Source organism: Rheinheimera sp. EpRS3 (assembly GCF_001513785.1).
Taxonomy (GTDB): Bacteria; Pseudomonadota; Gammaproteobacteria; order Enterobacterales; family Alteromonadaceae; genus Alishewanella.
The window spans coordinates 192,123-217,418 of record NZ_LNQS01000009.1 but is presented as its reverse complement, the minus strand read 5'-3'; the positions used below and the strand labels follow the sequence as shown (position 1 = coordinate 217,418).

Sequence of the window (25,296 nt, the reverse complement as noted above, 5' to 3'; positions counted from 1 at the left end):
TTACTTAACCAATTTAGATACAAACGGGTGGTAGTCACCTACAAGAGAGCTTATAGAAGAATTACGAATATTGGCGACTGTTTCAATTGCTACCCGGTTTTCCTCCAAACCAAAGCCGTTACCTGCCAGAATTTCCCGATAACTAACGGTATGCAAATCAGTAAAGCCGTCAGAAAACTCTATTGATTCACCATCTGCTGTAATAGCGCGATAAGTACGCTGGCCAGCAGCTTTTACATCAGCAGGGATGTCGTTTACATCAACAGAAAGGAACCAACGTACCCGAGCTTTTTCGTATTCCAGATAGCCGGCGGCTTTGGTCGGCGAATTAAAATGGACTTTATTCTCCTGCAGCGCACCAAACACAAAATGCAGCATGTCGTAAAAATGCACACCGATATTAGTTGAAATTCCGCCTGATTTTTTATCGTCTCCCTTCCAGGATTGCAGATACCAGTGGCCACGTGACGTGATGTAGGTTAGATCTACGTCGAACTTTTTACCTGCAGGACTGGCAGCAACTTTCTGTTTTAAGGCAATAATAGCCGGGTGCAGCCGCAGTTGCAGAATAGTGTTGACTTTGTGGCCGGTTTCTTTTTCTATTTCCTGCAAGCCATCAATATTCCAGGGGTTTAGCACCAGCGGCTTTTCGCAAATTGCATCGGCACCGGCACGCAAAGCAAAACGCATATGGGAGTCGTGCAAATAGTTTGGCGAGCAAATTCCTACGTAATCCACTTGCTTACCATTGTTTGCGCGGCGCAGTTTATCGATATGGCGATCAAAGCGCTCGAATTCAGTAAAAAAATCTGCATCTGGAAAATGGCTGTCAATAATTCCTACCGAATCATTCTTATCAAGTGCTGCAACCAGATTGTTGCCCGTTTCTTTTATAGCTTTCATATGACGTGGTGCGATATAACCTGCAGCACCAATTAATGCAAAATTTTTCATAATCTCACTCTTTAAATATTAAAAACGGATATCTACCAGATTTTTATCTAATATGTATTTTAGATCGTAAATTACACTGTCAGGCCGGCAAAGCTTTCGGATGCCTATGGCTCCCATGGCCTTAAACTCGTTATGGCCAACGGCTAATATAACGGCGTCATAATTACCTTCCACGGGTTTACAAATCGGTGTTATACCGTATTCGTGCTGTGCTTCAGCAATATTTACCCAGGGGTCGAAAACATCAGCCGCAACGCCGTATTCTTTCAGTTCGCCCAGGATATCCACCACTTTGGTGTTACGGATATCGGGGCAGTTTTCTTTAAAAGTTAAACCCATTAACAATACGCGCGCACCAGATACATGAATCCGGCGTTTTACCATGGCTTTTACCAGTTCGCTGACCACATACCGACCCATACTGTCGTTAATCCGCCGGCCAGCCAGAATGACCTCTGGGTGGTAACCAACAGCCTGAGCTTTATGGGTCAGGTAGTAAGGGTCTACCCCTATACAGTGGCCGCCAACCAACCCGGGCCGAAACGGCAGGAAGTTCCATTTGGTGCCTGCTGCTAATAACACTTCTTCGGTATCAATACCGAGTTTATTAAAGATTACGGCCAGCTCGTTTATCAGCGCGATATTTAAGTCGCGCTGGGTGTTTTCGATAACCTTGGCAGCTTCTGCTACCCGGATAGAGCTGGCTTTATAAGTACCGGCGGTAATGATGCTGCCGTATAGCTTATCAACAAATTCGGCTATGTCTGGCGTAGAGCCGGAGGTGACTTTTTTAATGGTGGTAACACGGTGTTCTTTATCGCCCGGGTTTATCCGCTCCGGGCTGTAGCCGGCAAAAAAATCGACGTTATATTTAAGCCCGGATACCCGCTCGATTACCGGAATACAGTCTTCTTCGGTAGCGCCCGGGTAAACGGTAGATTCGTAAATCACCACATCACCGGCTTTTATCACTTTGCCTAAGGTTTCAGAGGCTTTAATCAGTGGGGTTAAATCGGGCTGGCGGTGCTCGTCTATCGGCGTTGGCACTGTAACGATATACACATTGGCGGGGCGTAAATCGTCAAGGTTGTGGCTATAACTGAGTTTATCGGCTTGTTTTAGCTCTTCGCTGCTCACTTCCAGCGTGTGATCTTCGCCTTTATTCAGCTCACTGATGCGGTTTGTATTAATATCAAACCCTAGTGACGGGTAATGTTTGCCAAACTCTACCGCCAGCGGCAGGCCAACATAACCCAGGCCGAGAATAGCGATTTTAACATGCTCTAACTTCAACTTTATACCCTTTAGTTACGAATTTTACTCTGTTTAAAGTAATGCCGCAAAATAACCACAAACATGGTAATAAAACAACCTACGAATGTGCCCAAAATCACTAATAATGCACGTGCAGGTCTTGCTTTTTCCTCGGGGACAACTGGTTTATCAATAGTTTTAAAGACGTACTCATCACGTACATTGGCCAGCATCAAGGTTTTGGTTTGCTCTTCTACCAGTGAGTAGAGCGCAGTGCGTAAATCTGCAAGATTGGTCTGACTGATTTGCTGCTGCAAATAAGCGATACTTTTTTCTGCTTCTTCAATATCGCGGTTTTTCATTTCCAGGTTGAGGTCGGCTATCAGCATTTGAGCCCAGCTTTGTGCGATATAAGGCGATACATGTTCAATACTCAAAGTAACCATACTCGTTGTTATATCTTGGCTAACTTTAAGCCTTTCCGATAAAACCTTATATGCCTCCTGCTCTGAGGGCATAGCCTGCTTTGGCGGCTTGGCTTCGCGAAGCCATTGTTGGTTTTGCGGGTTATAAACCTCTGTGTCGTAGTTAAGCGTATTGCTGGTAAGGTCCCAACTTTTGGCAGCCATTAAGTCCTGTAACTGGATACGCTGCGCGATAAAGCGCCCGAGAAAATCGCGGGATTTAACCACCTCAATGGCGAGCGCAGCTTTATCAATACTGGCTCCGCCGCCTAAATTCACACCAGCCAATGCTGCTAAACCACCTAACTGGCCGGATAAACCGACACTTTTTTGCTCGGCTGCGGGTGCCAACAGCGCCTCACTTTTATAAATATTAGGTAAATTTAAGGCATAGAACACAGAGGCAACGGCAAATACTGCCGTTACAACGATAATAATCCACTTGCCTCGCCAGATAACCGCAAATAACTCGCGTATATCTATTTCGTCGTCAGCAGCCTGAGGGCGTTGAGTAGCATTTTCAATCATGGTTTTCCTTAAGGTGACTAGCTGCTTATGATTAAAACGAATTCAGCGCTGCTAAGGCTACAGCTGACTGATAGAAAATCTGTGTCACCTGTGCCCATAGGCTGAGGTTATCTTTATACTCAGTATCCAGTGGCACTATAATAGTGTCACCAGGTTTGAGCTCTCCTCTGGATACGGCAAACCAACTGTTTGTAGGCACCATAACTGACCCGTCAGCACGAATAACATAAGTTCGCTCAGCATCTGCACGTTTGCGAGTACCACCAGCAAGATTAAGGTATTGTGTTACAGATAACGCCGGTTCGAAGCGGTGTGTACCTGCGTGTTGCACTTCACCGACAACCGAAATTGCCCGGTTAATTCGTGGTACATATAGCCGGTCACCATGCTCAACCGTAATATCGAAACTAGGATTTGCAGCTATTGCCTGTTCCAGATCGATTACAAGCCGGCCTAGAGGCTTTATACTCTCGATTTCCTTAATCATTAACATTGCATCTGCAGGCGCTATCTGAGCATTTTGTGCGGTGAGTGCACGAGTAGCAACATCTGATTTAAGCTGCTCGAGTAATTTTGCGTACTGGATAGTTTCTTTCTCTTTTATTTGTTCACGAGTAAATACCGAGCCAAAGATAAAAGCGCTATCTGTAACACCGCCTGCACGCTCTAGTATCTGAGATAACGTTTCCCCTTGTTGTACAATATAAGTTCCTGGGAACCTGACCTCGCCTTCCAAAGTTATTTCGCGTTGAGTTGTCCAGCTTGGTACACTAAAAATATTCAGCCTGTCGCGGTTTTGCAAAGAAACGTTTGCAGCATTATTATTTGCCAGCACGTCTTGCAAATTGAGTTTTTTGTGGCTTACTTCGACGCCGTTGCGGTTGTCTGCTTGCTTAACTATCCGGCTTAACTCAGCACGACTAATGTAAGCAGAATCATTAAGGCCACCAGCTGCGCTGATAAGGTCTGCAACCCTGGCGCCTGAACTTAACGGATATTCCCCAGGCACTCTTACTGCCCCTGTCACTGATACAGTCGCAATATAGTTACTGGTACTTGATTGTAGCCTTAACTGTTGTAATACCGGATAAAGTAATTCGGTTCTGTTTAGATGCTGGCTTAGTATTAAAACTTTTTCGTCACTGAACACTGCAGAAAACAACTGTTTTAACTCTGCGGTAAGCAGTTGCTGCTGTTCTTTACCTGACAACTGCTGATCAAACATTGTGTTCATATCATTTTTTGAGTTCTGTTCAGGCAAGAGGTCTTTATCTTGCTGCAAAATCAAATCAAAAGCATCTGTAGTTAAATCAGCCATTAACCAGCGCTGCTCGATATTGAGTTCCAGCTTCTCCATGATCGTTTCACGCAGTTTGTTATTTAACTTAGCTCGCTCATAAACTTGGTCAGCATAATGAAACAGTAGAATACGATCTCGCGGTTCAAGAGTAATATCATTCACGCTACCAGGTGCTGCAATTGCTTTTGCCGGGCTAAAATGCAGTAACTCGGTTATAGTGCCTGGCGTGCCTTCACGTACAATTAAGGCATAGTCTAAATCTGCTGTAGGTAATAAATCTGACCAATGATTACGGATAAGATCAGTTACTTTTATGCCGCTTTGCCAAGCATAAAACCCAGGGCGCGCAGCTGCACCAGCAACAACAATTTGATTTTCAGCCTGACGAGAAGCAGCGTCTACACGCAATACATCACCAGCCTGAACACGCAATTGCTGGAATGAGACCTTAGTCAGGTCAAGATTCTGCAAGGTACGAGCGCTATTGTCAAAACGCTCAAGCACAGCAGCTTTTGGATATGCACCTGCTTTCGAGCCGCCAGCCATTGCAAGTAAATCAAATAAGGTATCACCGGATTTTACTTCATAAATTGCAGGACGCTTTACTTCACCACGTACCTCCGCCAAGGCTTTTACCGGCGCGACAAAAACGACATCGCCATGCTGTAAATGCACGTCATCTTTATTGCTGCCTTTTAACAAAAGATCATAAAGATCAAACTGAGCGACAACTTTCCCAGCGCGATTTACTGAAATTTCCCGCAAACTACCAATATCTGATACACCACCGGCAACAAATAAAGCCTGCGTTACCGTGGTAAGAGCTGATACCGCATAGGCACCAGGATATTTAGCTTCCCCGGCAACAAATACGTTTATCGTGCGCAGCGGCCCCATACTAACAGCAGCCTCAACACCAATACTTGCCTGCCTAACGCGATCAGATATTAAAGCTGCAGCTTGAGAAAAATTTAAGCCACTGACAGTAACCGGGCCAACGTCAGGCACCAGTACTTTACCATCGCGGCTAACCTTTAAGCTGGTTTCACTGCTTTGCTTGCCGTATAGCTGCAGCAATAATTCATCATCAGCACCTAAAATGTAGCTATCTGGTACTGGCATTGCAGACACCGGTGCGAAGGTACTTATTTCAGCATCAAAAAGGCGTAAACCAAAACGTTCTGGTTCATCTTTTTTTACACGCTTGCTGTTTGCATCTTTGTTTTCTTCAGTATCTCGCCGTTTCTGAGTTAACGGCTCAACCGGATTACTGCTTGCTGTATTTTGACTACCCGACGACTGTCGTAATAATGACACATCAAAACCATATTGCTTTGCTAAACGCTCCTGCTCAGCTCTTGGCAATTGTTTAAATTGTTCAAGCATAGCTGGTGATGGCGTAACAGATTGAGCGGCAACGCTTCCTATAGATCCGATACTTAAGCCTATGGCTAAGCAGGCAAACTGAACAAATTTAAGCACCCGTAAACTCCAGTGTTGTTATTGATCCTGACGGCTTAATTTAGTGGTAACAGGCACGCTACCGCCATTAGGTTACAGCACCCTAATGCCTGATAGTAAAAGCCCTGTTATAAAATGCCGCCGTTAAAGCAACAGCTATGACCACAGCATTGGCAAAAAACTGCGAAATTTTACCGTTTTTTTGCTGATTAATCGAATCTTATCGCGCTTTTCTGTGTTACGGGCACGCGTCTGTATGCTTTTTAGCCACTATCTGTTGGTTATCTACCGCTGCAGTTACCCACTGGCCTAGCATACTGATCAAAATAATGCTGCGTTTATCGCCATCAGCGGTGTCGAACACTGCCTGCAGCCCACTGAATGGGCCATTAACAATGCTGACTTCGTCACCTTTTTTTAAGCGGCAATCTTCAGGCTGCTGTTTAAGTATAATTTGCTGCTGTGTAAGTAACTGCACCAGCGCGTTAGGTGCAGTTGCCAGCTGGCTGCCAAACCGGACAAAATCGCTGATACCACGGGTTGCACGAATAGCCCTTATATTAAGCTGATCAACGCTGCAGATATGCAGAAACAGATAACGCGGAAACAAGGGTTCAGTTACCTGCTGCCACTTATTGCCGCGCAGTTTTTGCAGTGATATTTGCGGCAAAAACGAGTTATAACCCTGATTTGCCAAATGCTGTTGCGCTCTTAGCTCTTGCCGGGGCTTGCAGTACAGCAGGTACCATTGTGAAGAGTTCAAAAATTGCAGTCCTGTTCTTGCGACGCCATATGATTATCGCCACCCAAAGCAAGTTGCTGCAGCGCGGCTTGCCACTGCGGTACTGAGATAGCGAATGCAGCGCAAAATTTATTGCAGTCAAGTACCGAGTTGGCAGGGCGTGTGGCCAGTGTGGGCCAGCTAGCGCTGCTAATGACCTGAAGATTAACCTGAAGCTGATGTGCTGCAAAAATAGCTTTAGCAAACTGGTACCAGCTCACTGCCGGGCTGCCTGCCAGGTGATAAATACCATAGGCTAAACTGCCCTGCTGCTGATAGCGTTGCAACAGTTGCAGTGTTATAGCGGCAAGATCACCGGCGTATGTGGGGCAACCGAATTGATCATTAACTACCTGAATTATCTGGTCGCGTTGTGCCAGCTTTAGCATAGTGCGGTAAAAGTTATGGCCAAATTCACTAAATAGCCAGCTGGTACGCAAAATAACGTATTTACTGCAGGTGGCCTGTATGAAGTGCTCGGCCTGTAACTTAGAACGGCCATACACATTCAGCGGTGCGGCAATATCCTGCTCTGTGTAGGCTTTATTGCTTTGGCCGTTAAACACATAATCGGTAGAGAACTGCAGCAATAAGCTGTTGTACTGCTGGCAAAGCTTAGCCAGTTGCCCTACAGCAGTGGCATTAACAGCAATGCAGGCGGCAGCGTGCTGCTCGGCGTTATCAACTGCAGTATAAGCAGCGCAATTTATTACTACATCCGGGCGATACTCCGCCATGACAGTAGCAACAGCGCTGATATCGGTAATATCCAGTTGGCTGCGGTTTAGCGCCAGGTACTGAAACTGTTGCGGCAGTTGTAGCTGTTTCAACAGGGCCTGCCCCAGTTGGCCATTAGCACCCAGTAATAATAGCTTCATGCCAGTGCAGCGGCAAAGCTAGGAGCTGCGGCATCTTTTGCCGACAACAACTGTGGTTGTGCCGGCCAGCTAATAGCCAGTTGTGGATCATTCCAGAAGAAACAGGCTTCATCGGCAGCATTATAGTAACTGCTGGTTTTGTACATTACGTCGGCAACATCTGACAGCACCAAAAAACCATGGGCAAAGCCCGGTGGCAGCCACAGTTGCTGATTATTATGTTCAGATAACACTGCGCCCTGCCACTGGCCAAAGGTGGCGGAATTTTTACGGATATCTACGGCAACGTCATAGATTTCGCCGCGCAGCACGCTGATAAGCTTGCCCTGGGGCTGGTTGCGCTGAAAATGCATACCGCGCAGAACACCTTTTACAGAGCGTGACCAGTTGTCCTGAACTAAAGGCTCTGTGATCCCGGCATCATAATAAGCAGCAGCGCGGTAGTTTTCCTGAAAAAAACCACGCTGATCGCTAAAGCGATTTGGCTGCAACAGTAAACAACCGGCTAAACGGCTAGGTGTAATATTCATTTATTTATTGTATTAGTAAAACAGGCGCCGATTATACCGTATCGGCGCTATAACTACCGGTAAAAGCTAGCGGGAAAACTACCCGCCAGACATTTACAGGCGTAAGTCGCTGTCGGCAGCGCTAAGCACGTATTTTAAATCGTACAGCACGCCGCTGGGTTTACTGTAGGCTCTGATGCCTTCAGCTCCCAAATCACGGAATTGTTTATGGCCTACCGCCAGAATTACCGCATCGTAGCTGCCCTGCTCTGGCTGCTGCACCGGCGTAATACCGTATTCATGTTGTGCTTCAGCAATATTTACCCAGGGGTCGAAAACATCAGCCGCAACGCCGTATTCTTTTAGCTCGGCCAGGATATCCACTACTTTGGTGTTACGAATATCGGGGCAGTTTTCTTTAAAGGTTAAGCCCATTACCAGCACTTTGGCACCGGCCACATGCACGCGGCGTTTTACCATGGCTTTTACCAGTTCGCTGACCACATACCGGCCCATACTGTCGTTAATACGCCGCCCTGCCAGAATAACCTCTGGGTGGTAACCAACAGCCTGAGCTTTATGGGTTAAGTAGTAAGGGTCTACCCCTATACAGTGGCCGCCAACCAAACCCGGCCGAAACGGCAGGAAGTTCCATTTGGTGCCCGCTGCCAGCAGTACTTCTTCGGTATCGATACCGAGTTTGTTAAAGATTACCGCAAGCTCGTTTATCAGCGCGATATTTAAGTCGCGTTGGGTGTTTTCAATCACCTTGGCGGCTTCTGCTACCCGGATAGAGCTGGCTTTATAAGTACCGGCGGTAATAATGCTGCCGTACAGCTTATCAACAAATTCGGCTATGTCTGGCGTAGAGCCGGAGGTGACTTTTTTAATGGTAGTAACACGGTGCTCTTTATCGCCCGGGTTTATCCGCTCCGGGCTGTAGCCGGCAAAAAAATCGACGTTGTATTTAAGCCCGGATACCCGCTCGATTACCGGAATACAGTCTTCTTCGGTAGCGCCAGGGTAAACGGTAGATTCGTAAATCACCACATCACCGGCTTTGATAACTTTGCCTAAGGTTTCAGAGGCTTTAATCAGTGGGGTTAAGTCGGGCTGGCGGTGTTTATCTATCGGCGTTGGCACGGTAACAATGTAGACATTGGCACGGCGTAAATCGTCGAGGTTGCTGCTGTAACTGAGTTTATCGGCTTGTTTTAGCTCTTCGCTACTCACTTCCAGCGTGTGATCTTCACCTTTATTCAGCTCACTGATACGGGCCTGGTTAATATCAAATCCCAATGTCGGGTAATGTTTGCCAAACTCTACCGCCAGCGGTAAGCCGACATAACCCAGGCCGATAATAGCTAGCTGACTATCTGCGATATTTCTCATGCTTAACATCCTAAATCCATTTATGTTGTTGATACCCGCTTTACGCGGGCACAGATAAATACACTACCGTTACTGCTGCTGAATATACCATGGCATGGCCAGCTTTAAGCCGTCGCGAATACGATACTCGGGCGCATAACCCAACATAGTTTTGGCTTTACTGATGTCGGCCTGAGAGTGGCGCACATCACCGGAGCGAAACTCACCATATTGCGCAGCCTTGGTATAGTGAATACCGTTGTCGGCCAGGCTTTGGGCCAGACCATTAAATAACTCGTTTAAGGTGGTGCGATCGCCAAGGGCAACGTTAAATACTTCGCTCTGGCTGATATCGGCCAGCGCTGCGCGGATATTGGCCTGCACCGCATTGGCAACAAAACAGAAATCGCGGCTGGTTTCGCCATCGCCGTTAATCACTACATCGTCGTTGGCAATCATGGCAGCAGTCCATTTTGGGATCACCGCAGCGTAAGCGCCATTAGGGTCTTGCCGGGGGCCAAACACATTAAAGTAACGCAGGCCAATGCTATGAAAGCCATAAGTACGGGAAAACACATCGGCGTATAACTCGTTAACGTATTTGGTAATGGCATAAGGCGATAACGGCTTGCCAATAACGTCTTCGACCTTGGGTAAAGCCGGATGATCACCATAAGTAGAGCTGGAAGCAGCATAAACAAAGCGCTTTACCCCGGCGTCACGCGCGGCAACCAGTATATTTAAAAAGCCGCTGATATTGGTGTCATTGGTGGTAATGGGGTCGTTAATAGAGCGAGGTACTGAGCCAAGCGCGGCCTGGTGCAATACATAATCGACGCCACTACAGGCTTGCTGGCAAAGTTCAAGTTGACGGATATCGCCGTTAATAAAACTAAAATTAGCCCATTGTGCCGGGCTAACCAGAGTTTGCACTTCATCAAGGTTGCGCTGATGGCCGGTGGCAAAGTTGTCTAGCCCTACTACCTGCTGGTTGGCTTTTAACAGCGCTTCCAGCAGATTAGAGCCAATAAAACCGGCGCAACCGGTAATCAGCCAGCGCTTAGGGGCTTGCTGCAGTTGTTGCAGAATATCCATATTAAAATTCTCCGTTTGTCAGCTTTGTGTTTTTGCATTTCGCTTATTAATTTAATGCTCGCTGACGTCTTTTCTGATTGCATCAATAATACGCTGACAGGCTTTGCCATCACCATAGGGGTTATGGGCAAAGCTCATGCTGTCATAGTATGCCTTATCAGTAAGTAATTTACTTACTTCTGCGACAATTTTTGCCTGATCGGTACCCACCAGTTTCACTGTGCCGGCTTCTACTGCTTCTGGCCGCTCGGTGGTGTCGCGCATAACCAGCACGGGTTTACCCAGTGATGGAGCTTCTTCCTGAATACCGCCTGAGTCGGTTAATACCAGGGTGCTGCGGCTCATCAGATAAACAAACGGCAGATAGTCTTGTGGTTCAATTAAGTGCACGTTGGCTGCATCAGACAACAAACGGAATACCGGTTCACGCACATTGGGGTTTAAATGCACCGGGTACACAATATCGCAGTCGGGGAACTGCTGGGCAATTTGCTTTAATGCCGCACAAATATGCTCGAAACCAGCACCGAAACTTTCACGCCGGTGGCCGGTAACCAGAATTAACCGTCTGCCGTCCTGGCCATAAGGGAACTGATCGGCAAAACGCTGGCTTAGTACAGCATCGTCTTCTATTTTAGCTACTACCTGCAGCAGGGCATCAATAACGGTATTACCGGTAACGACAATATGTGCCGGATCAACCTGCTCGTTCAGCAGGTTTTGTTGGGATGTCGCAGTAGGCGCAAAGTGAAAACGGGTAATAGCACCGGTTAATTTGCGGTTAGCTTCTTCCGGCCAGGGGCTGTAAATATTACCGGTGCGCAGACCGGCCTCAACATGGCCCACTGCGGTTTTTTCATAATAACAGGCCAGTGCTGCAGCAAAAGTGGTGCTGGTATCGCCATGCACTAACACAACGTCGGGCTTAAAATCACGTAATACCGGTTTAATGTTTAACAATATGCTGGTAGTAACGTCGTATAAGTCTTGCCCGGCTTTCATAATGGCCAAATCATATTCGGGTTTGATATCAAATAACTGCAGCACCTGATCCAGCATTTCGCGGTGCTGGCCGGTAACACACACACGGCTGTCGATATCCGATTGCTGTTTTAACAAATTAACCAGAGGTGCCATTTTTATGGCTTCCGGGCGGGTACCAAAGACGCTGAGCACTTTAATCATCACAGATCCTTATTCCTATATTGGCGTAAAGCTTACCAAAAGCGCTTTTAAAGCGATAGTCAGAACCGTTAAACTAGCGCGCCCTGCGTTAATTCCGACTGAATCATTCATAATTAACCGGAAAGAGCACTAATGCCTGCAATAAAAAGGACCAACCGATGTTATATCTGAACAGCCAGAAAATACCTGAATTAGCCGGCTTAACGTTTGCCCAGCGTATGGAGGTGATCCGTAAAGCTGCTGATGGCCTGCCGGTACCGACCAAAATTACACTCAATATTGTTAAACTGCTGATTTTGATCCCGTTATTTTTACTGATTGCCAGAGCAAGCGGCTGGGAAATTGTTGGCTACATTATATTGCTGTTAGTTGCCTACCCTGCGATTACCCGGCCGTTAACCTTTGCCGTGTGCCGTAAAGATTTTGCCAGAATTCGCCAGCAGCTGTTTGGCCAGCAACCGGCCTAACCTGCATACAACGGTAATTTTGTGGTTTTTATCTGTTAACACCGTGGCGGGTGATGACAAGATTGCCGCACATCTGCATAATCCGCTGAGCTTTGCGCAGCAAGCAAGGCACATAATTCTAATAAAACTCTGGGGACTCCATGACTGAATCAAGCACTGTTGCGGCGGCGAATGCCAACCAGCCGCAATTTCTCGGCCATCCGGTCGGGCTTTATGTGTGCTTTCTCACCGAAATGTGGGAACGCTTCTCCTTCTACGGTATGAAATACCTGCTGTTGTTGTATTTAACAAAGTATCACTTATTCAGCGATGCCGGTGGCCTGGATGTGTTAGGCAGCTATGCTGGCCTGGTTTACGCTATGCCGGTTATCGGCGGTATGCTGGCAGACCGCTATCTGGGTATGCGTAAAGCCGTTACCTTTGGTGCCATTTTGCTGTGTCTGGGCCATTTGGGCCTGGCCTACGAAGGCTTTCAGGCTTATGTGGAAAACGGCGTAATTGTGCAGGATACCGGCGCCATACAGGTATTTTACTTCTCGCTGGCGCTGATCATTATGGGCGTAGGCTTTTTAAAGCCGAACATCTCTACCATAGTGGGCCAGTTGTACGGTAAGGAAGATGCCCGGCGTGATTCTGGCTTTACTATCTTTTATATGGGTATTAATACCGGCTCTTTTATTGCCACCTTACTGGTAACCTATATAGGCGAAAGCTATGGCTGGGGCTATGGTTTTGGCCTGGCTGGTATTGGTATGGTACTGGGTTTAATTGTGTTTTTAGCCGGGCAGAAATACCTGTATGGCTATGCAGAGCCGTCTAACCCTGCCCTGTTGAAAGAAAAAGTATTTGCTGGCCTTGATCGCGAATGGCTGATTTACCTGGCCACCATACCTGCGCTGTTTGTAATGTGGCAACTGGTGCAATACAACCCTGTGGTACATAACACTTTACTGGGTTTATCTTTTGTGGTGTTGGTGGGTATTATCTGGTTTATGGTGACGCAGTGTACTAAAGAAGAGCGCGACCGGATGATGGTATTAATAGTGCTGACCATTTCAACGGTGGTGTTCTGGGCATTGTTTGAGCAATCCGCCTCGTCGATGACCTTATACGCTGACCGGGTAATGGATCGCGAAGTGTTTGGTTTTTCTACCACCGCAGGCCAGTACGGCGCATTAAACCCGATGTTTATTATTACGCTGGCACCGTTCTTTGCCTGGTTGTGGATTTTCCTGGCCAAACGCAATATGGAGCCAAGCACCCCGGTTAAATTTGCGCTGGGTATTATCCAGGCTGGTTTAGGTTTCGGTGCTTTGGTACTGGGTGCTCAGTTCCCTAACGAAGCGGGCTTGGTTGGCGCAGGCTGGATGGTATTGGCTTATATGTTACACACTATGGGCGAGCTGTGTTTATCTCCGGTGGGTTTATCGGCAGTAACCAAGCTGGCAGTGCATAAAGTGGTGGGCGTAATGATGGGTGCCTGGTTCCTGGCTACGGCTTACTCTGAGTTATTAGCCACCCAACTGGCGAAACTGGCGGCGATTGAAGTACCGGCCGGAGAAACCGTTGAAGTAAGTGCAGCACTGGCAGGCTATACCGAACTGTTTAGTTTCTTGCTTTACGTTGGTATTGGTATTGGCGTGTTTATGTTGTGTATCAGCCCCTGGCTGAAAAAACGTATGCACGGCGTGCATTAACGTTAAAAGGGTCGGCAATGCCGACCCTTTTTATTTGCGTCATATAAAGCTAACTTACTGGCCGCGCCGTCTATCTATTTTAGTGGCTCCGCCACTGGGCATGACATAAAGAATCATATTTTTCGCGGCTAAGCAGTATGCGCGCCAGCACCATATCGGCAGCGCCGTTTTCGCCGGTTAAGCCAATTTGCGCTTCATAATGCAACTCGGGCTCCAGATCTTGCATCATCATTTCTACCCAGTCTTCACCGGGAATAGCCAAATCGGCGTAGCCACGGCTTTCGTAATGTTGTTGATAAAGTGCATAATCTTCGGCTGACAGGTTTTCTGACGCCAGCTCTTCAAAGATATCAAACGCATGGTCACATAGTTCGTCCAGCGTCCATAATTCCAAATCTTGCATTGGTGCTCCGGTATTAACATCAGTGTTGTCGCTGGCCTTGCGTTACAACGCTGCTGTGCTCGCCAAAGCAACTCGCTCACGCTTACGCGCTCACTCAGACACTCTTTGGCTGTGCGCAGCAGGTTCTAACCGGCCAGCTTTATCGTGCTGGAGTTTTATCACCAACACAATGCTGCTTAAACAATGCCGCCATTATAGCAAGGCTTTGGCGAAAACACTGCTGTGCTGCTAAACTAGCGGCCTTTTTCCCAGCCAGACTTCACTATGTACCTGTGCCCGCTTTGCCAAAACCCACTGATGCTTAACAATAAACAGTACCAATGCGCCAACCGCCACAGCTTTGATATTGCCCGTGAGGGCTATGTTAACCTGTTGCCGGTGCAGCAAAAAAACTCTAAAGACCCAGGTGATAACAAAGATATGATGCTGGCACGGCGCGCTTTTTTACAAGCTGGCTGGTATGCCCCGCTGGCTCAGGCAGTAAGCCAGACTCTGGCCGCAGTAGCCCCCAAATGTGTACTGGATTTAGGCTGTGGCGAGGGTTACTACACCACACAGCTGAAACAGGCAGTGCCCGATGCCGCAGTGTATGGGGTTGATATCTCAAAAAGCGCGATTAAATTTGCCGCCAAAGCTGCAGGTAGCGATATCAGTTTTAGCGTGGCCAGTGCTTACCAGCTGCCGTTTGCAGCAGATTTTTTTGATACCGTGGTACGTATTTACGCGCCGTCTAAAGCTGAAGAGTTAAAGCGGCTGATTAACGCCGGCGGCCACTTAATTACCGTAACCCCAGGGCCTGAGCATTTGCTGCAGATAAAACAAGCGGTGTATGAACAAGTGCGCTTGCACAGCGACAGCATCGACAGCATTGCTGGCTTTACTCATATTAAGCGCCAGCGTTTGCAATATAACCTGACATTTGAGCACCCTGCCGATGTGCTGGCACTGGTACAAATGGTACCGCTGGCGTGGAAATTCAGCGCCGAACAAAAGCAGCAGTTTGCTGCCAGCCTGCCTGTTATCAGTATCGATTTTCTGCTGGATGTGTATCAAAAAGCACCAATTTGATGCAAAACGTTGGTCGCACCATCTGAGCGCGTATTGCCCCGTTATGGGGTGATATTTCAGCGCAGGTTAACGATAAATCACTACTACAAAAAGCCGCTGGAAATTTTTTTACATCTTTTTACCCGCTAATTTGTTAACGGCACGCTTGCGCCTGTGCCTGTTAGCGTAAGCACCTCCGCTCTAATTGTTAACAAAAGCCATTTTAAATCAGCCTACCTTAATGATTTTGTTCATTCCCAAAACAGATACGTGGATATTTTGCGCACAATCTTTGCATTCTTGCTACCAAAGCGCATAACAATGTAACGCTTTTGTCTTTTAACACTTTGATAATAATCACTTTTAAATAAAGAATAACTAAGGTGGGAACAAAGATGAACTATAAGAAAAACTCTGTAGCACTAGGCATTAAAGTTGCGCTTTTTGGTTCAGTAGGAATGGCAATGCTGGTTCAACCGCAAGCGTGGGCACAAGACGCGGCTGAACAAGAGGCTGAAGCAGTAGAGAAAATTGCGGTGGTAGGCTCAAGATCGGCGCCTCGCTCTGTAGGCGAATCACCGGTACCGATAGACATTATCGGCGGTGAGGAGTTTACCAACCAGGGTAACTCCGACATGCTTAACTTACTGAGCACTATGGTGCCCAGTTTTAATATTAATGCCCAGCCGATAAGTGATGCTGCCACGCTGATCCGCCCGGCTAACCTGCGCGGTTTAGGCCCGGATCAAACACTGGTGTTGGTAAACGGTAAACGCCGGCACCGGGCTGCCGTTATTGCCTTTTTAGGTGGCGGTATTTCTGATGGTGCCCAGGGGCCGGATATTTCGGTGATCCCTGCCATTGCTATTCGCCAGGTAGAAGTACTGCGCGACGGTGCAGCGGCACAATATGGCTCTGACGCCATTGCAGGGGTATTGAACTTTCAGCTGAAGAATGCCAGTGAAGGCGGCATGCTGGAAGCCAAATGGGGCGAATATTATGATGGCGGAGCCAGCGACCAGTTTGCCGGTAATATTGGCCTGCCCTTTACCGACAAAGGCTCGGCTAACTTTAGTTTTGAATACCGCACCGCTGATGCTACCAGCCGCAGTGTGCAACGCGATGACGCTGCCGGGTTAATTGCGGCAGGCAATACCGAAGTAGCCGATCCGGCGCAAATTTGGGGCTCACCGCAAATTAAAGACGATTTAAAGCTGTTTGCTAACATTGAACTGGAGTTAGGCAACGACAAAGAAGCATACGCTTTTGGTAACTATGCCAAACGCGAAGTAGAAGGTGGCTTTTACTATCGTAACCCGACTAACCGCAGCGGCGTTTATGACGGCTCACCGGTTACGGTAGATGGCGTAAATTATGATACGGTGCTGGTTGGCGACTTAACCCCGGATGACGGTGTAAGTTGCCCGGCGCTGCGTCTGGATGAGAATGGTATTCCGATTGCGTCTGATTTAGCAGCAATAACTGCAGATGACAATTGCTGGGCCTTTACCGAAATGTTACCGGGGGGCTTTACCCCGCGCTTTGGCGGTACGGTGTACGACGCCTCTATTGCAGGTGGTGTAAAGGGCGAGTGGATCAACGATATTATGTTTGATATGAGTGCCACTTATGGCCGCAGCCAGGCAGATTTTAGTATCAAAAACACCATTAACCCGTCAATGGGGCCGGAAACCCCAACAACATTTGATCCCGGCACTTATGTACAAACCGAAATTGGCCTGAACCTGGATATGTTCCGCGAGTTTGATGTTGGCCTGGCAGAGTTTTTAGTGTTAGCCGGTGGTGTTGAATGGCGTGAGGATATCTTTGAAGTAAAAGCTGGCGATGTTGCTTCTTTTACCGTTGGCCCGCTGGCCAGCCAGGGCTTTGGTATCGGCTCTAATGGTTTTCCGGGCTTTAAACCGGAAGCCGCCGGGGTATTTACCCGCCGTAACCTGTCGTTTTATACCGATGCCTCGGCCTGGGTTACCGATGATTTAATGTTAAACGGCGCACTGCGCTACGAAGACTTTACCGACTTTGGCGATACCACTAACTGGAAAGTGTCTGCATTGTATAACCTGACTGACAGCATTTCGCTGCGTGCAGCTGCAGGCACCGGCTTTCGCGCTCCCACCATCGGCCAAAGTAAAGTTATTAACGTAACCACCGCCTTTGGCCCGAATGGGCTGGAAGATCAGGCCACTTTGCCACCGGATAACCCGATATCTATCCAAAAAGGCGGTAAACCGTTAAAACCGGAAGAGTCTGAAAACTTCTCGTTGGGTACGGTAATGAATTTCGGCACTACGCATGTATCACTGGATTACTACAACATTAAGGTAACTGACCGTTTAAGCCAGACCTCGCCGCTAACGTTAGACGAAGACGATATTGCCGCGCTACTGGCGATGGGCGTAACAGACGCAACCAGTTATTCCAGTATTTTATTTTTTACCAACGACTTTGATACCCGCACGCAAGGGGTAGATTTGGTGGTAAGCCAGGATCTGGATTTAGGCCGTGGCCGCAGCAAAGTGAACCTGGTGTTTAACTGGAATGATACTGAGGTGACCCTTGATCCGTTAACCACCAACGTAAATGACACCAAGGTACGGCAACTGGAAGATAACCTGCCAAACACCCGTGGCAGCCTGTCATTTACTCATGAGGAAAACAGCTGGCGTGCGCTGGCACGGCTTAACTATTACGGTTCATTCTGGGAAGCCCATCTGGATGATGGCTCGCTGAGCATTGACGAAGGTTCAGCCGTTACCGTTGACCTGGAGTTAGGCTATAAGGTTTTACCTTCGCTGGAGTTGGTACTGGGTGCGCAAAACGCCTTTAACAAATACCCGGATGAAAACCCTTACGGTGGTGAAGCCGGTGCTAAATACCCTACTACCACACCGTACGGTTTTAACGGCGGTATGTACTACGTGCGGGCGGTGTATACATTCTGATGTCGTAGCCAATGCAGTGCCTGTTTATTAAGCAGGCACTGCGGCAAAGTACTATTGCTGCACTAAGCTGGTATTGGCAAAACGCTTTTACTCACTTAGTGCAGCTTGCCTGCAGGATAAACCAACGATGAGTAACTACTTTAATGCACCACTTACAAGGCGCCAGTGTCTGGGCTTGCTGGCTAAAGCAGGCAGCAGCTCGGCGGTGCTGGGTGCGGCAGGCATCTTCGGCCTGACTAATACGCCGGTTAGCGCAAGCCCGGTAACGTTAAAACCGCTGCAGGGTAAAAACCGTAAAGTGCTGATCCTTGGCGCAGGGATCAGCGGCCTGACCGCTGCCTATGAGCTGGAACGGGCCGGCTACAGCTGTAAAATTCTGGAAGCATCGCACCGCATCGGCGGCAGAGTACTGACACTTCGTCATGGCGATTTTATCGACGAGTTGGGTACACCACAAATTTGCCCGTTTGACGATGCGCCAAACCTGTATTTTAATGCCGGTGCAGCACGTATTCCGGCGCACCATACCGGCATTTTGCATTACTGCCGCACGCTTGGCGTAGAGCTGCAGTTATTCAGTAATCATAATAAAAACTGCTATACTCAGGACGACGCAGCCTTTAACGGCCAGCCAGTACGAATACGCGAATACGAAGCTGATATGCGCGGTTTTATCGGTGAGTTACTGGCTAAATCGGCCACTGCTGGCAGCACACTGGATCAGCCCTTTGACGAACAAGACTTAGATAAATTTATTCAGTTTGCCCAAGCTTACGGTGATCTGGACTCAAATTTCACTTATCGCGGCACCGAGCGCGCCGGTTATGCTGCCGGTGGTGTTACCAGCCCGGCCATACTGAAACAACCAAGGCCATTACCCGATCTGCTGCGTAGTGACTTTTGCACCGGCGCCATGCATTTTGCTGAAATTGCCGATCAGGCGCCTGCATTAATGACACCAAGTGGTGGCATGGACAGCATCGTAAAAGCGTTTTTACGCCAGCTAACGACGCCCATTCAACTGCATTGCCAGGTCAGTAATATTCAGCTGCAACCCCAGGGTGTTGCCGTAACCTACCTGAAACACGGCGAAAGCTATACAGAAAAAGCCGATTACTGCCTTAACTGCATACCAGCCCAACTGGTAAGCGGCATAGAGAATAACTTACCTACAGATTATGTTGCGATAATGCGCCAGCTGGGCCGCGGCAAGCTGACCAAAATTGGCCTGCAAGCCAAACAGCGCTTCTGGGAGCAGGAAGACATTTACAGCGGTATTAGCTGGACTAAACAAGACATCACCCAAATATGGTATCCGCACCATGATGCTTTTAAAGCCAAAGGTATTTTGCTGGGTGCTTACAGCTGGGAGCCGCAGATTTCTGACCGCTTTGCCGCTATGACACATCAGCAACGCCTTGCCACTGCTATTGCGCAGGGCGCTAAGGTGCACGCTAATTATGCCCAACATATTGAAAACGGTGTTAGTGTTTGCTGGCAACGGATGAACCATATGCTTGGCTGTGGCGCGGTATGGACAGAAGAGTTACAAAAAACCGGCTTTAAACTGCTGCAGGCTCCGGCCGGAAACCATTATCTGATTGGCGACCAGTTAAGTTTACACCCGGGCTGGCAGGAAGGCGCGGTGCGCTCGGCCTGGCATGCCCTGGCCGATATTGCACGACGGGAAGCGCTGCGCAGTACTGGAGCCCGGGCATGAATAAAATCTGGCTACTGTTTATGCTGCTCAGCAGCGCTGCCCTGGCAGATTCTAAACAACCCGATGCGCAATATTGCCTGGTTTGCCATGGCTCGGCGGCGCAAGGTAACGCTGCGATTAAAGCCCCTAACCTGAGTATTTTGCCCGACTGGTATCTGCGCCAGCAGTTTATTGCCTTTCGTAACAACTGGCGCGGTAGCGCCGCAGACGACGCACACGGCAAAGAAATGCAGGCTGTTGCAAATAGCATGACCGACGCAGAAATAGAACAGGCCATTGCTTTTATACGCCGTCAGGCACCGGTTAAATTATCAGCCAGCCTCAGTGACCAGGCCGATTTACAGCAAGGACAAAAATTATATCAGCAGTGCCAGACGTGCCATGGCGCGAACGGTGAGGGCAATGTTCAACTAAATGCCCCGCCGCTGGCAGGCCAGCACAACTGGTATCTGGTACAACAACTAAGCGCATTTAAAAACGGCTGGCGCGGTAACCAAAGCGACGATAGCTATGGCCAGATAATGCGCCAATTTGCCCAGAGTTTACCCAATGAACAGGCCATAGCTGATGTGGTGGCCTATATTGACAGCTTACCCCCTACCCAACCGTTAGTAAGGACAACCCCATGAAACTGAGTTTTTGTTTTGCCGCTGCATTATTTGCGTTTAGCCACAGTAGCACTGCTGCCGAGATTAAACGCTATTCACTGCCCAATAACAGCAGCTTTCCAATTGCTGCGGCGGTAGAAGTGCCAGCAGGTAAAGCCGTAATATATGAAAGTGGTAAAGTACCGGCATCACTGAACCCTAAAGCGGAAAAAAACAGCGCCGCTTACTGGGGCAACACCGAGCAGCAAACTGTCAGCGTACTAAGCCAAATTGAGGCCAGCCTGAAAAGCAAAGGCCTTGGTATGGGCGATGTAGTAAAAATGACAGTATTTCTGGTAGGCGATCCGGCACTGGATGGCAAAATGGATTTTAGCGGTTTTATGCAGGGCTATACGCAGTTTTTTGGTACTGAACAACAACCTAACCTGCCTGCGCGCTCTGCGTTGCAAATTGCCGGTTTAGTGGTTGAAGGTATGCTGGTAGAAATTGAAGTGATTGCAGTACGGCCTTAGCAAACTGTAGCCAGATCGCAGTATTGTGATCTGGCTGTGTCAAAGCTTGTTTCTTTGGCTATTCAATAGCTTGCTCAGCTTCCCGCTCATGCTGGTGAATAGCCGTCAGCATACCAGACCAGAAATAAGTGCCCATTTCATTCATTACATTAGATTCGGCATTAATAAGCATTACCAGACCTAGTTGATGTTCACGTGAATAAGCAATTTCAGCGCGATACCCCTTTACCCAGCCACCGTGGTAAATAAGCTCGTCCTGGCCAAACTGGTACACCCGCCAGCCCAGCGCATAGTGGGCATCGGTCAGGTAACGACGCCACTCTTTGCGTCTTAAATCACGCCGTGTTTTAACCCTTTTAGCGGTAATTTTTTCCAGTAAGCTGTCTGGCAACACTGCCGGGTTATGCCCAAGCTGTGCAATTAACCAGTAGCCTAGGTCTACCGCACTGGCATTAACACCGGCTGCCGGGCCAAAACGGTAATAGCTTTCTGCTACTTTGGTACCGTGCCAGCTACCACGGGCACGCACATGCGGCATAGCGCGGTTTTCTGTGCTGAAAAAGCCATCCAGCCCCACAGAAGCGGTTGGCAGTTGCAGCGGCGTAAAAATATGCTCCTGCATCAGCTCGGCATAGGTTTTACCGGTGGTTTGCTGCATGATAGGTTCAATTAAGCTAAACAACACATTTTGGTAGCCATAGCACTGGCCTGGGGCACACAAGGGATCAATTTTATTGAACTGTGGCAGAATACGCTCAGGCAGTAAATCGGCTTCTATCAGGTTGTCATAGGCATTGGCCATAACACCGGTGCTTTGTGACAATAAATGTTCTACTTTTAGCTGTTGATTGTAACGCTTACTTTTAAAACTAAACTCCGGTAAATAACGGGTCACGTTATCGTCCCAGTTAAAATGCCCCTGCGCTGCCACTATACTGGCCAGGCCGGCGGCAAAAGTTTTTGATACCGAAGCAATACGAAATACGGTGTATGGATCTACCGGATCTTTAGTACCCAACTGGCGTACACCAAAGCCAGCGGTAGCAATAATTTTATTGCCGCGCACTATGGCGTAAGCGCCACCCGGAATTTTTTGTTCAGTCAGGTTAGCGGCAAAATACTCGTCGAAATCGACTACCAGAGGTGCAAGTTCAACCTCAGCCATCACAGAGCTGCTAAACAAACAGGCTATTGCCAGAAAATACTGCCGCACTCTTACCCCTTTTCTGCTTACCATTATGCCCGCCTGTTAAATACCGGCGGGCATTGTAGGAGCTTTATTCTGCCTTGCCAAGCCTGCAACGGTAGATCATTGTCAGTAATAACAACCAAATAATACCGAAACTACCACCACCTGAACCGCCACCGTTGTCGGTACCGCTGCCGCCGCCTGAACTTGCCGGGTTCACCGTAATAACGACTTCAGCACTGCTACTAACGGTGCCGTCATTGGCAGTAAAGCGAAAAAGTAAATGTGTTTGTGCACTTACCGCTGGTGCAGTAAAGCTGGTGTTTAAAGCAGTAGTGCTACTAAGGTTTACCTGGGGGCCGCCGGTTTGCTGCCACTGATAGGTAAGATTGTCAGCATCACTGTCTGTCGCAGTTGCCAGCAATTGCACTGTAGCGCCGCTGCTTACCTGCTGCGCTGAGCCTGCTGATACCACAGGGGCAGTATTGTCATTGCCACAATCGGCATTTACTACCACTGTTTCTATTTGCTGCAACCAGTTTGTAAATTGCTGATCTGTCGGCGGGCACAGATCGGTATCATCAAACCTGAAGTTCTCCATCAGCGTTAGTGCTGTAAAGCTTTGTGGCAAGGTGCCGCTAAGGATATTATCGCTTAACCACAACGCCCTTAGCTGGCTAAGCTGCCCCAGTGCAGAGGGTACAGCACCACTTAATAAATTGCTTTCCAGATATAATGCCTGCAGCGCTGTTAAATTACCCAAAGCCGCGGGGATACTGCCACTAAAACGGTTTGCAGATATATCCAGTAGCTGTAATACCGGCAAATTACCAAGCTGGGCTGGTATAGTACCTTCAATAGCATTACTCCATAGCTGCAACCGTTCCAGCTTAATAAGCTGAGCCAGTGCCAGTGGCAGATTGCCCTGTAGACTATTAGAATTCAGATCCAGTTCCTGTAGTTCTGTTAATCCGCCAATGCTGGCCGGTAAAGTGCCAGTCAGGCCATTAGCGGCAAGCTCTACAGATATTACACGCCCGGCACTGCAACTAACGCCATACCAGTTACATGGGGTGTTATTTTGCAGCCAATTTGTCCGGTTTAACCAGTTTTGTCCTGCGGTGTCGTAATATAAATCAGTCAGCGCTATGCACTCAGCTAACGGAATTTCGCTGACATTATTTACGCTGCAGTAGTCGTTATTACGCAGCCGCACCTCAACAGTGCCATCAGGAAATATCAGGCTGGTATCATTACCAGCAAAAGTCCAGCTTGTGCTGTACACCGCGTCGCCACTGTTAACATCTGGTGCTATGCCGTTGTCAGCCAGCACTAACGTATTGCCGCCCTGAGTGATATTCACCGGCACGCCATTACCATCGCAATTAATGCTCAGCACTTTTAAATCAATAGCGGTATTTGCCGCAAGATATACGACATCGGTTACCGGCAACATACGCCGTTGGAGCTGCGCATTAACACAGCTAAGCGCCCCGCTTTGGCCGGCGCCACTGGCCAGCAATAAATTACCGCTAACAGTTTGTTCTGCCAGCAGAGCATCGGTGGCAACCTGGCCAGACACCAGCAAGCGGCCGCGCAATTGCTGCATTGTCAGTGCGGGCTCGGCGGCTTTAGCCAACGCCGCTACGGCTGCTACCATAGGTGCAGCCATAGAAGTCCCCGATGCACTGGCATAGCCGTTATCCAAATCAGTAGAAATAATTTCTACGCCGGGCGCAGATAAACTTACCCAGTCACGGCCGTAGTTAGCAAAGTCGGCTTTATTGCCTTGTTCGTCGTGTGCGGTAACGCTGATAATACTAGGCAAATCAAAGGCTGCCGGATAAAACTTCGCCTGGCTGTTTTCGTTACCGGCACTGGCAACAAATAAAATACCGGCATCGTTGTGTGCTGCTATGGCGTTGTATAACGCCTGAGAATCAATAGCCGCGCCCCAGGAGTTGTTGCTGGCAACGATATTAACGTTATGATTCAGCTTTAAATCCAGTACGTAATCCAGACACTCTATGGCGTCACTGATAAAGCCATCGCCGTTTACATCCATAAAGCGACACGGCAGAATTTTTACGTTCCAGTTAATCCCGGCCACACCGACATTATTATTAGTACTGGCAGAAATAATACCCGCAATAACAGTACCATGGCCGTCTTCATCCATGGCATCAACGTTGTCATCTGCCGGGTTTATGCCACGGACATCATCAATATAGCCATTATTGTCGTTATCTATGCCATCACCGGCGATTTCGCCGGGGTTTTGCCAGATATTAGCGGTTAAATCAGCGTGCAAATAATCCACCCCGGTATCGATAACCGCAACCACCAGTTCATTGTCACCGGTAGTTTGATCCCAAGCCTCTATGGCATTAATGCCTTTACCTGCACCAAGATGCCACTGCTGAGCAAAGCGTGGATCATTGGGAATAGCCGTTTTACGTACTTTATGATCCAGCTCTGCCGCTTTTACGCCGGGCATACTCTGATATTCAGCGATGGCTTTATCGACGTCGGCACCACTGGCTAATGTGGCTACCGCCAATTGTGGCAAATGCTGATAACGGCGCAGTGGCTGCGATTTACTTTTCGCTACGCCCTGTACCGACAACAATTGCGGTTCAAAGCTACTGGCGCTCACCTCTGGCTGCAATGTCAGAATAATTCTTACCGGCTGCGTCGCAGCCTCGGCCCACGCACATAGCAAACCGCAACTTGCTAATGCCAACAAACTATTTCTGAACATATCCCACTCCATGCTGTAACAGAACTTTCGTCAGCTAATACTACGGGATCTTTGTATAAAAAGTGCAACTCTTTTTGATGATCGCAGCCTTAACTGTCAGAACAATACAGGCCGAGGCTAACCGTTTTAATAGCAACCAACTGCCCGGC

20 protein-coding genes are annotated in these 25,296 nt (G+C 48.3%); 7 read left to right on the top strand and 13 right to left on the bottom strand.

All coding sequences use genetic code 11. The annotated features are described in order from the left end of the window. From AR688_RS13410 to wecB, 10 genes are all read right to left on the bottom strand, one after another. Window positions 1-954, bottom strand: a complete 954-nt coding sequence (locus tag AR688_RS13410; protein WP_068234729.1) for a Gfo/Idh/MocA family oxidoreductase — start codon at window positions 952-954, stop codon at window positions 1-3. A gap of 18 nt (window positions 955-972) precedes the next feature. Beyond that, a complete protein-coding gene (gene tviB / locus AR688_RS13405) occupies window positions 973-2,247 on the bottom strand; it encodes a Vi polysaccharide biosynthesis UDP-N-acetylglucosamine C-6 dehydrogenase TviB (protein ID WP_068234726.1) in 1,275 nt (424 codons plus the stop codon). Between the two features lie 11 nt (window positions 2,248-2,258). After that, the gene (locus AR688_RS13400) at window positions 2,259-3,200 is read right to left on the bottom strand and encodes a Wzz/FepE/Etk N-terminal domain-containing protein (RefSeq protein WP_068234725.1); all 942 of its coding nucleotides are present in this window, start codon (window positions 3,198-3,200) and stop codon (window positions 2,259-2,261) included. A 31-nt stretch (window positions 3,201-3,231) separates the two neighbouring features. Next, window positions 3,232-5,982: an SLBB domain-containing protein gene (locus AR688_RS13395; RefSeq protein WP_231732069.1), complete on the bottom strand. Its 2,751-nt coding sequence runs from the start codon at window positions 5,980-5,982 to the stop codon at window positions 3,232-3,234. A 217-nt stretch (window positions 5,983-6,199) separates the two neighbouring features. Beyond that, entirely contained in the window at window positions 6,200-6,724 is a 525-nt protein-coding gene (rfaH, locus tag AR688_RS13390) for a transcription/translation regulatory transformer protein RfaH (protein WP_068234718.1), read from the bottom strand. Next, window positions 6,721-7,620: a dTDP-4-dehydrorhamnose reductase gene (gene rfbD / locus AR688_RS13385; RefSeq protein WP_068234716.1), complete on the bottom strand. Its 900-nt coding sequence runs from the start codon at window positions 7,618-7,620 to the stop codon at window positions 6,721-6,723. Before rfbD ends, rfaH begins: the two co-directional genes overlap by 4 nt. Then, window positions 7,617-8,150 carry a dTDP-4-dehydrorhamnose 3,5-epimerase gene (rfbC, locus tag AR688_RS13380; RefSeq protein WP_068234713.1) on the bottom strand — a complete coding sequence of 178 codons (534 nt, stop codon included), beginning with the start codon at window positions 8,148-8,150 and terminating at the stop codon, window positions 7,617-7,619. Before rfbC ends, rfbD begins: the two co-directional genes overlap by 4 nt. Before the next feature lie 93 nt (window positions 8,151-8,243). After that, complete coding sequence (tviB, locus tag AR688_RS13375) at window positions 8,244-9,521, bottom strand: Vi polysaccharide biosynthesis UDP-N-acetylglucosamine C-6 dehydrogenase TviB (protein WP_068234712.1); 1,278 nt, start codon at window positions 9,519-9,521, stop codon at window positions 8,244-8,246. Between the two features lie 69 nt (window positions 9,522-9,590). Next, on the bottom strand, window positions 9,591-10,595 hold the full coding sequence (locus tag AR688_RS13370) for an SDR family oxidoreductase (RefSeq protein ID WP_068234709.1): 1,005 nt from the start codon (window positions 10,593-10,595) through the stop codon (window positions 9,591-9,593). Window positions 10,596-10,646: 51 nt separating this feature from the next. Then, window positions 10,647-11,780, bottom strand: coding sequence for a non-hydrolyzing UDP-N-acetylglucosamine 2-epimerase (wecB, locus tag AR688_RS13365; protein ID WP_068234706.1), 1,134 nt, complete (start codon window positions 11,778-11,780; stop codon window positions 10,647-10,649). A 158-nt stretch (window positions 11,781-11,938) separates the two neighbouring features. Here wecB and AR688_RS13360 point away from each other — a divergent pair, with 158 nt between their 5' ends. Continuing rightward, on the top strand, window positions 11,939-12,247 hold the full coding sequence (locus AR688_RS13360) for a DUF6170 family protein (protein WP_068234704.1): 309 nt from the start codon (window positions 11,939-11,941) through the stop codon (window positions 12,245-12,247). Between the two features lie 140 nt (window positions 12,248-12,387). After that, a complete protein-coding gene (locus AR688_RS13355; protein ID WP_068234702.1) occupies window positions 12,388-13,944 on the top strand; it encodes a peptide MFS transporter in 1,557 nt (518 codons plus the stop codon). Between the two features lie 79 nt (window positions 13,945-14,023). Here the strand turns inward: AR688_RS13355 and AR688_RS13350 are convergent, their stop codons facing one another. Then, complete coding sequence (locus AR688_RS13350) at window positions 14,024-14,347, bottom strand: DUF440 family protein (protein ID WP_068234700.1); 324 nt, start codon at window positions 14,345-14,347, stop codon at window positions 14,024-14,026. A gap of 264 nt (window positions 14,348-14,611) precedes the next feature. On the opposite strand from AR688_RS13350, the gene rlmA reads away from it, so the two are divergent. The 5 genes from rlmA (at window position 14,612) to AR688_RS13325 (ending at window position 21,197) form a co-directional block, all read left to right on the top strand. Continuing rightward, window positions 14,612-15,415, top strand: coding sequence for a 23S rRNA (guanine(745)-N(1))-methyltransferase (gene rlmA / locus AR688_RS13345; protein WP_068234697.1), 804 nt, complete (start codon window positions 14,612-14,614; stop codon window positions 15,413-15,415). 374 nt (window positions 15,416-15,789) lie between these two features. After that, window positions 15,790-18,357, top strand: coding sequence for a TonB-dependent receptor plug domain-containing protein (locus AR688_RS13340; RefSeq protein ID WP_068234694.1), 2,568 nt, complete (start codon window positions 15,790-15,792; stop codon window positions 18,355-18,357). 127 nt (window positions 18,358-18,484) lie between these two features. Continuing rightward, the gene (locus AR688_RS13335) at window positions 18,485-20,077 is read left to right on the top strand and encodes a flavin monoamine oxidase family protein (protein ID WP_068234692.1); all 1,593 of its coding nucleotides are present in this window, start codon (window positions 18,485-18,487) and stop codon (window positions 20,075-20,077) included. Beyond that, window positions 20,074-20,706 carry a c-type cytochrome gene (locus AR688_RS13330; RefSeq protein WP_068234689.1) on the top strand — a complete coding sequence of 211 codons (633 nt, stop codon included), beginning with the start codon at window positions 20,074-20,076 and terminating at the stop codon, window positions 20,704-20,706. The genes AR688_RS13335 and AR688_RS13330 overlap by 4 nt, the downstream gene beginning before the upstream one ends. Then, window positions 20,703-21,197 carry a RidA family protein gene (locus tag AR688_RS13325; RefSeq protein WP_068234686.1) on the top strand — a complete coding sequence of 165 codons (495 nt, stop codon included), beginning with the start codon at window positions 20,703-20,705 and terminating at the stop codon, window positions 21,195-21,197. Before AR688_RS13330 ends, AR688_RS13325 begins: the two co-directional genes overlap by 4 nt. 58 nt (window positions 21,198-21,255) lie before the next feature. Here AR688_RS13325 and AR688_RS13320 read toward each other — a convergent pair whose 3' ends face one another. Further along, on the bottom strand, window positions 21,256-22,434 hold the full coding sequence (locus tag AR688_RS13320; RefSeq protein ID WP_082694776.1) for a serine hydrolase domain-containing protein: 1,179 nt from the start codon (window positions 22,432-22,434) through the stop codon (window positions 21,256-21,258). Window positions 22,435-22,474: 40 nt separating this feature from the next. Then, the gene (locus AR688_RS13315) at window positions 22,475-25,147 is read right to left on the bottom strand and encodes a S8 family peptidase (protein WP_068234683.1); all 2,673 of its coding nucleotides are present in this window, start codon (window positions 25,145-25,147) and stop codon (window positions 22,475-22,477) included. Between the last annotated feature and the right edge of the window lie 149 nt (window positions 25,148-25,296).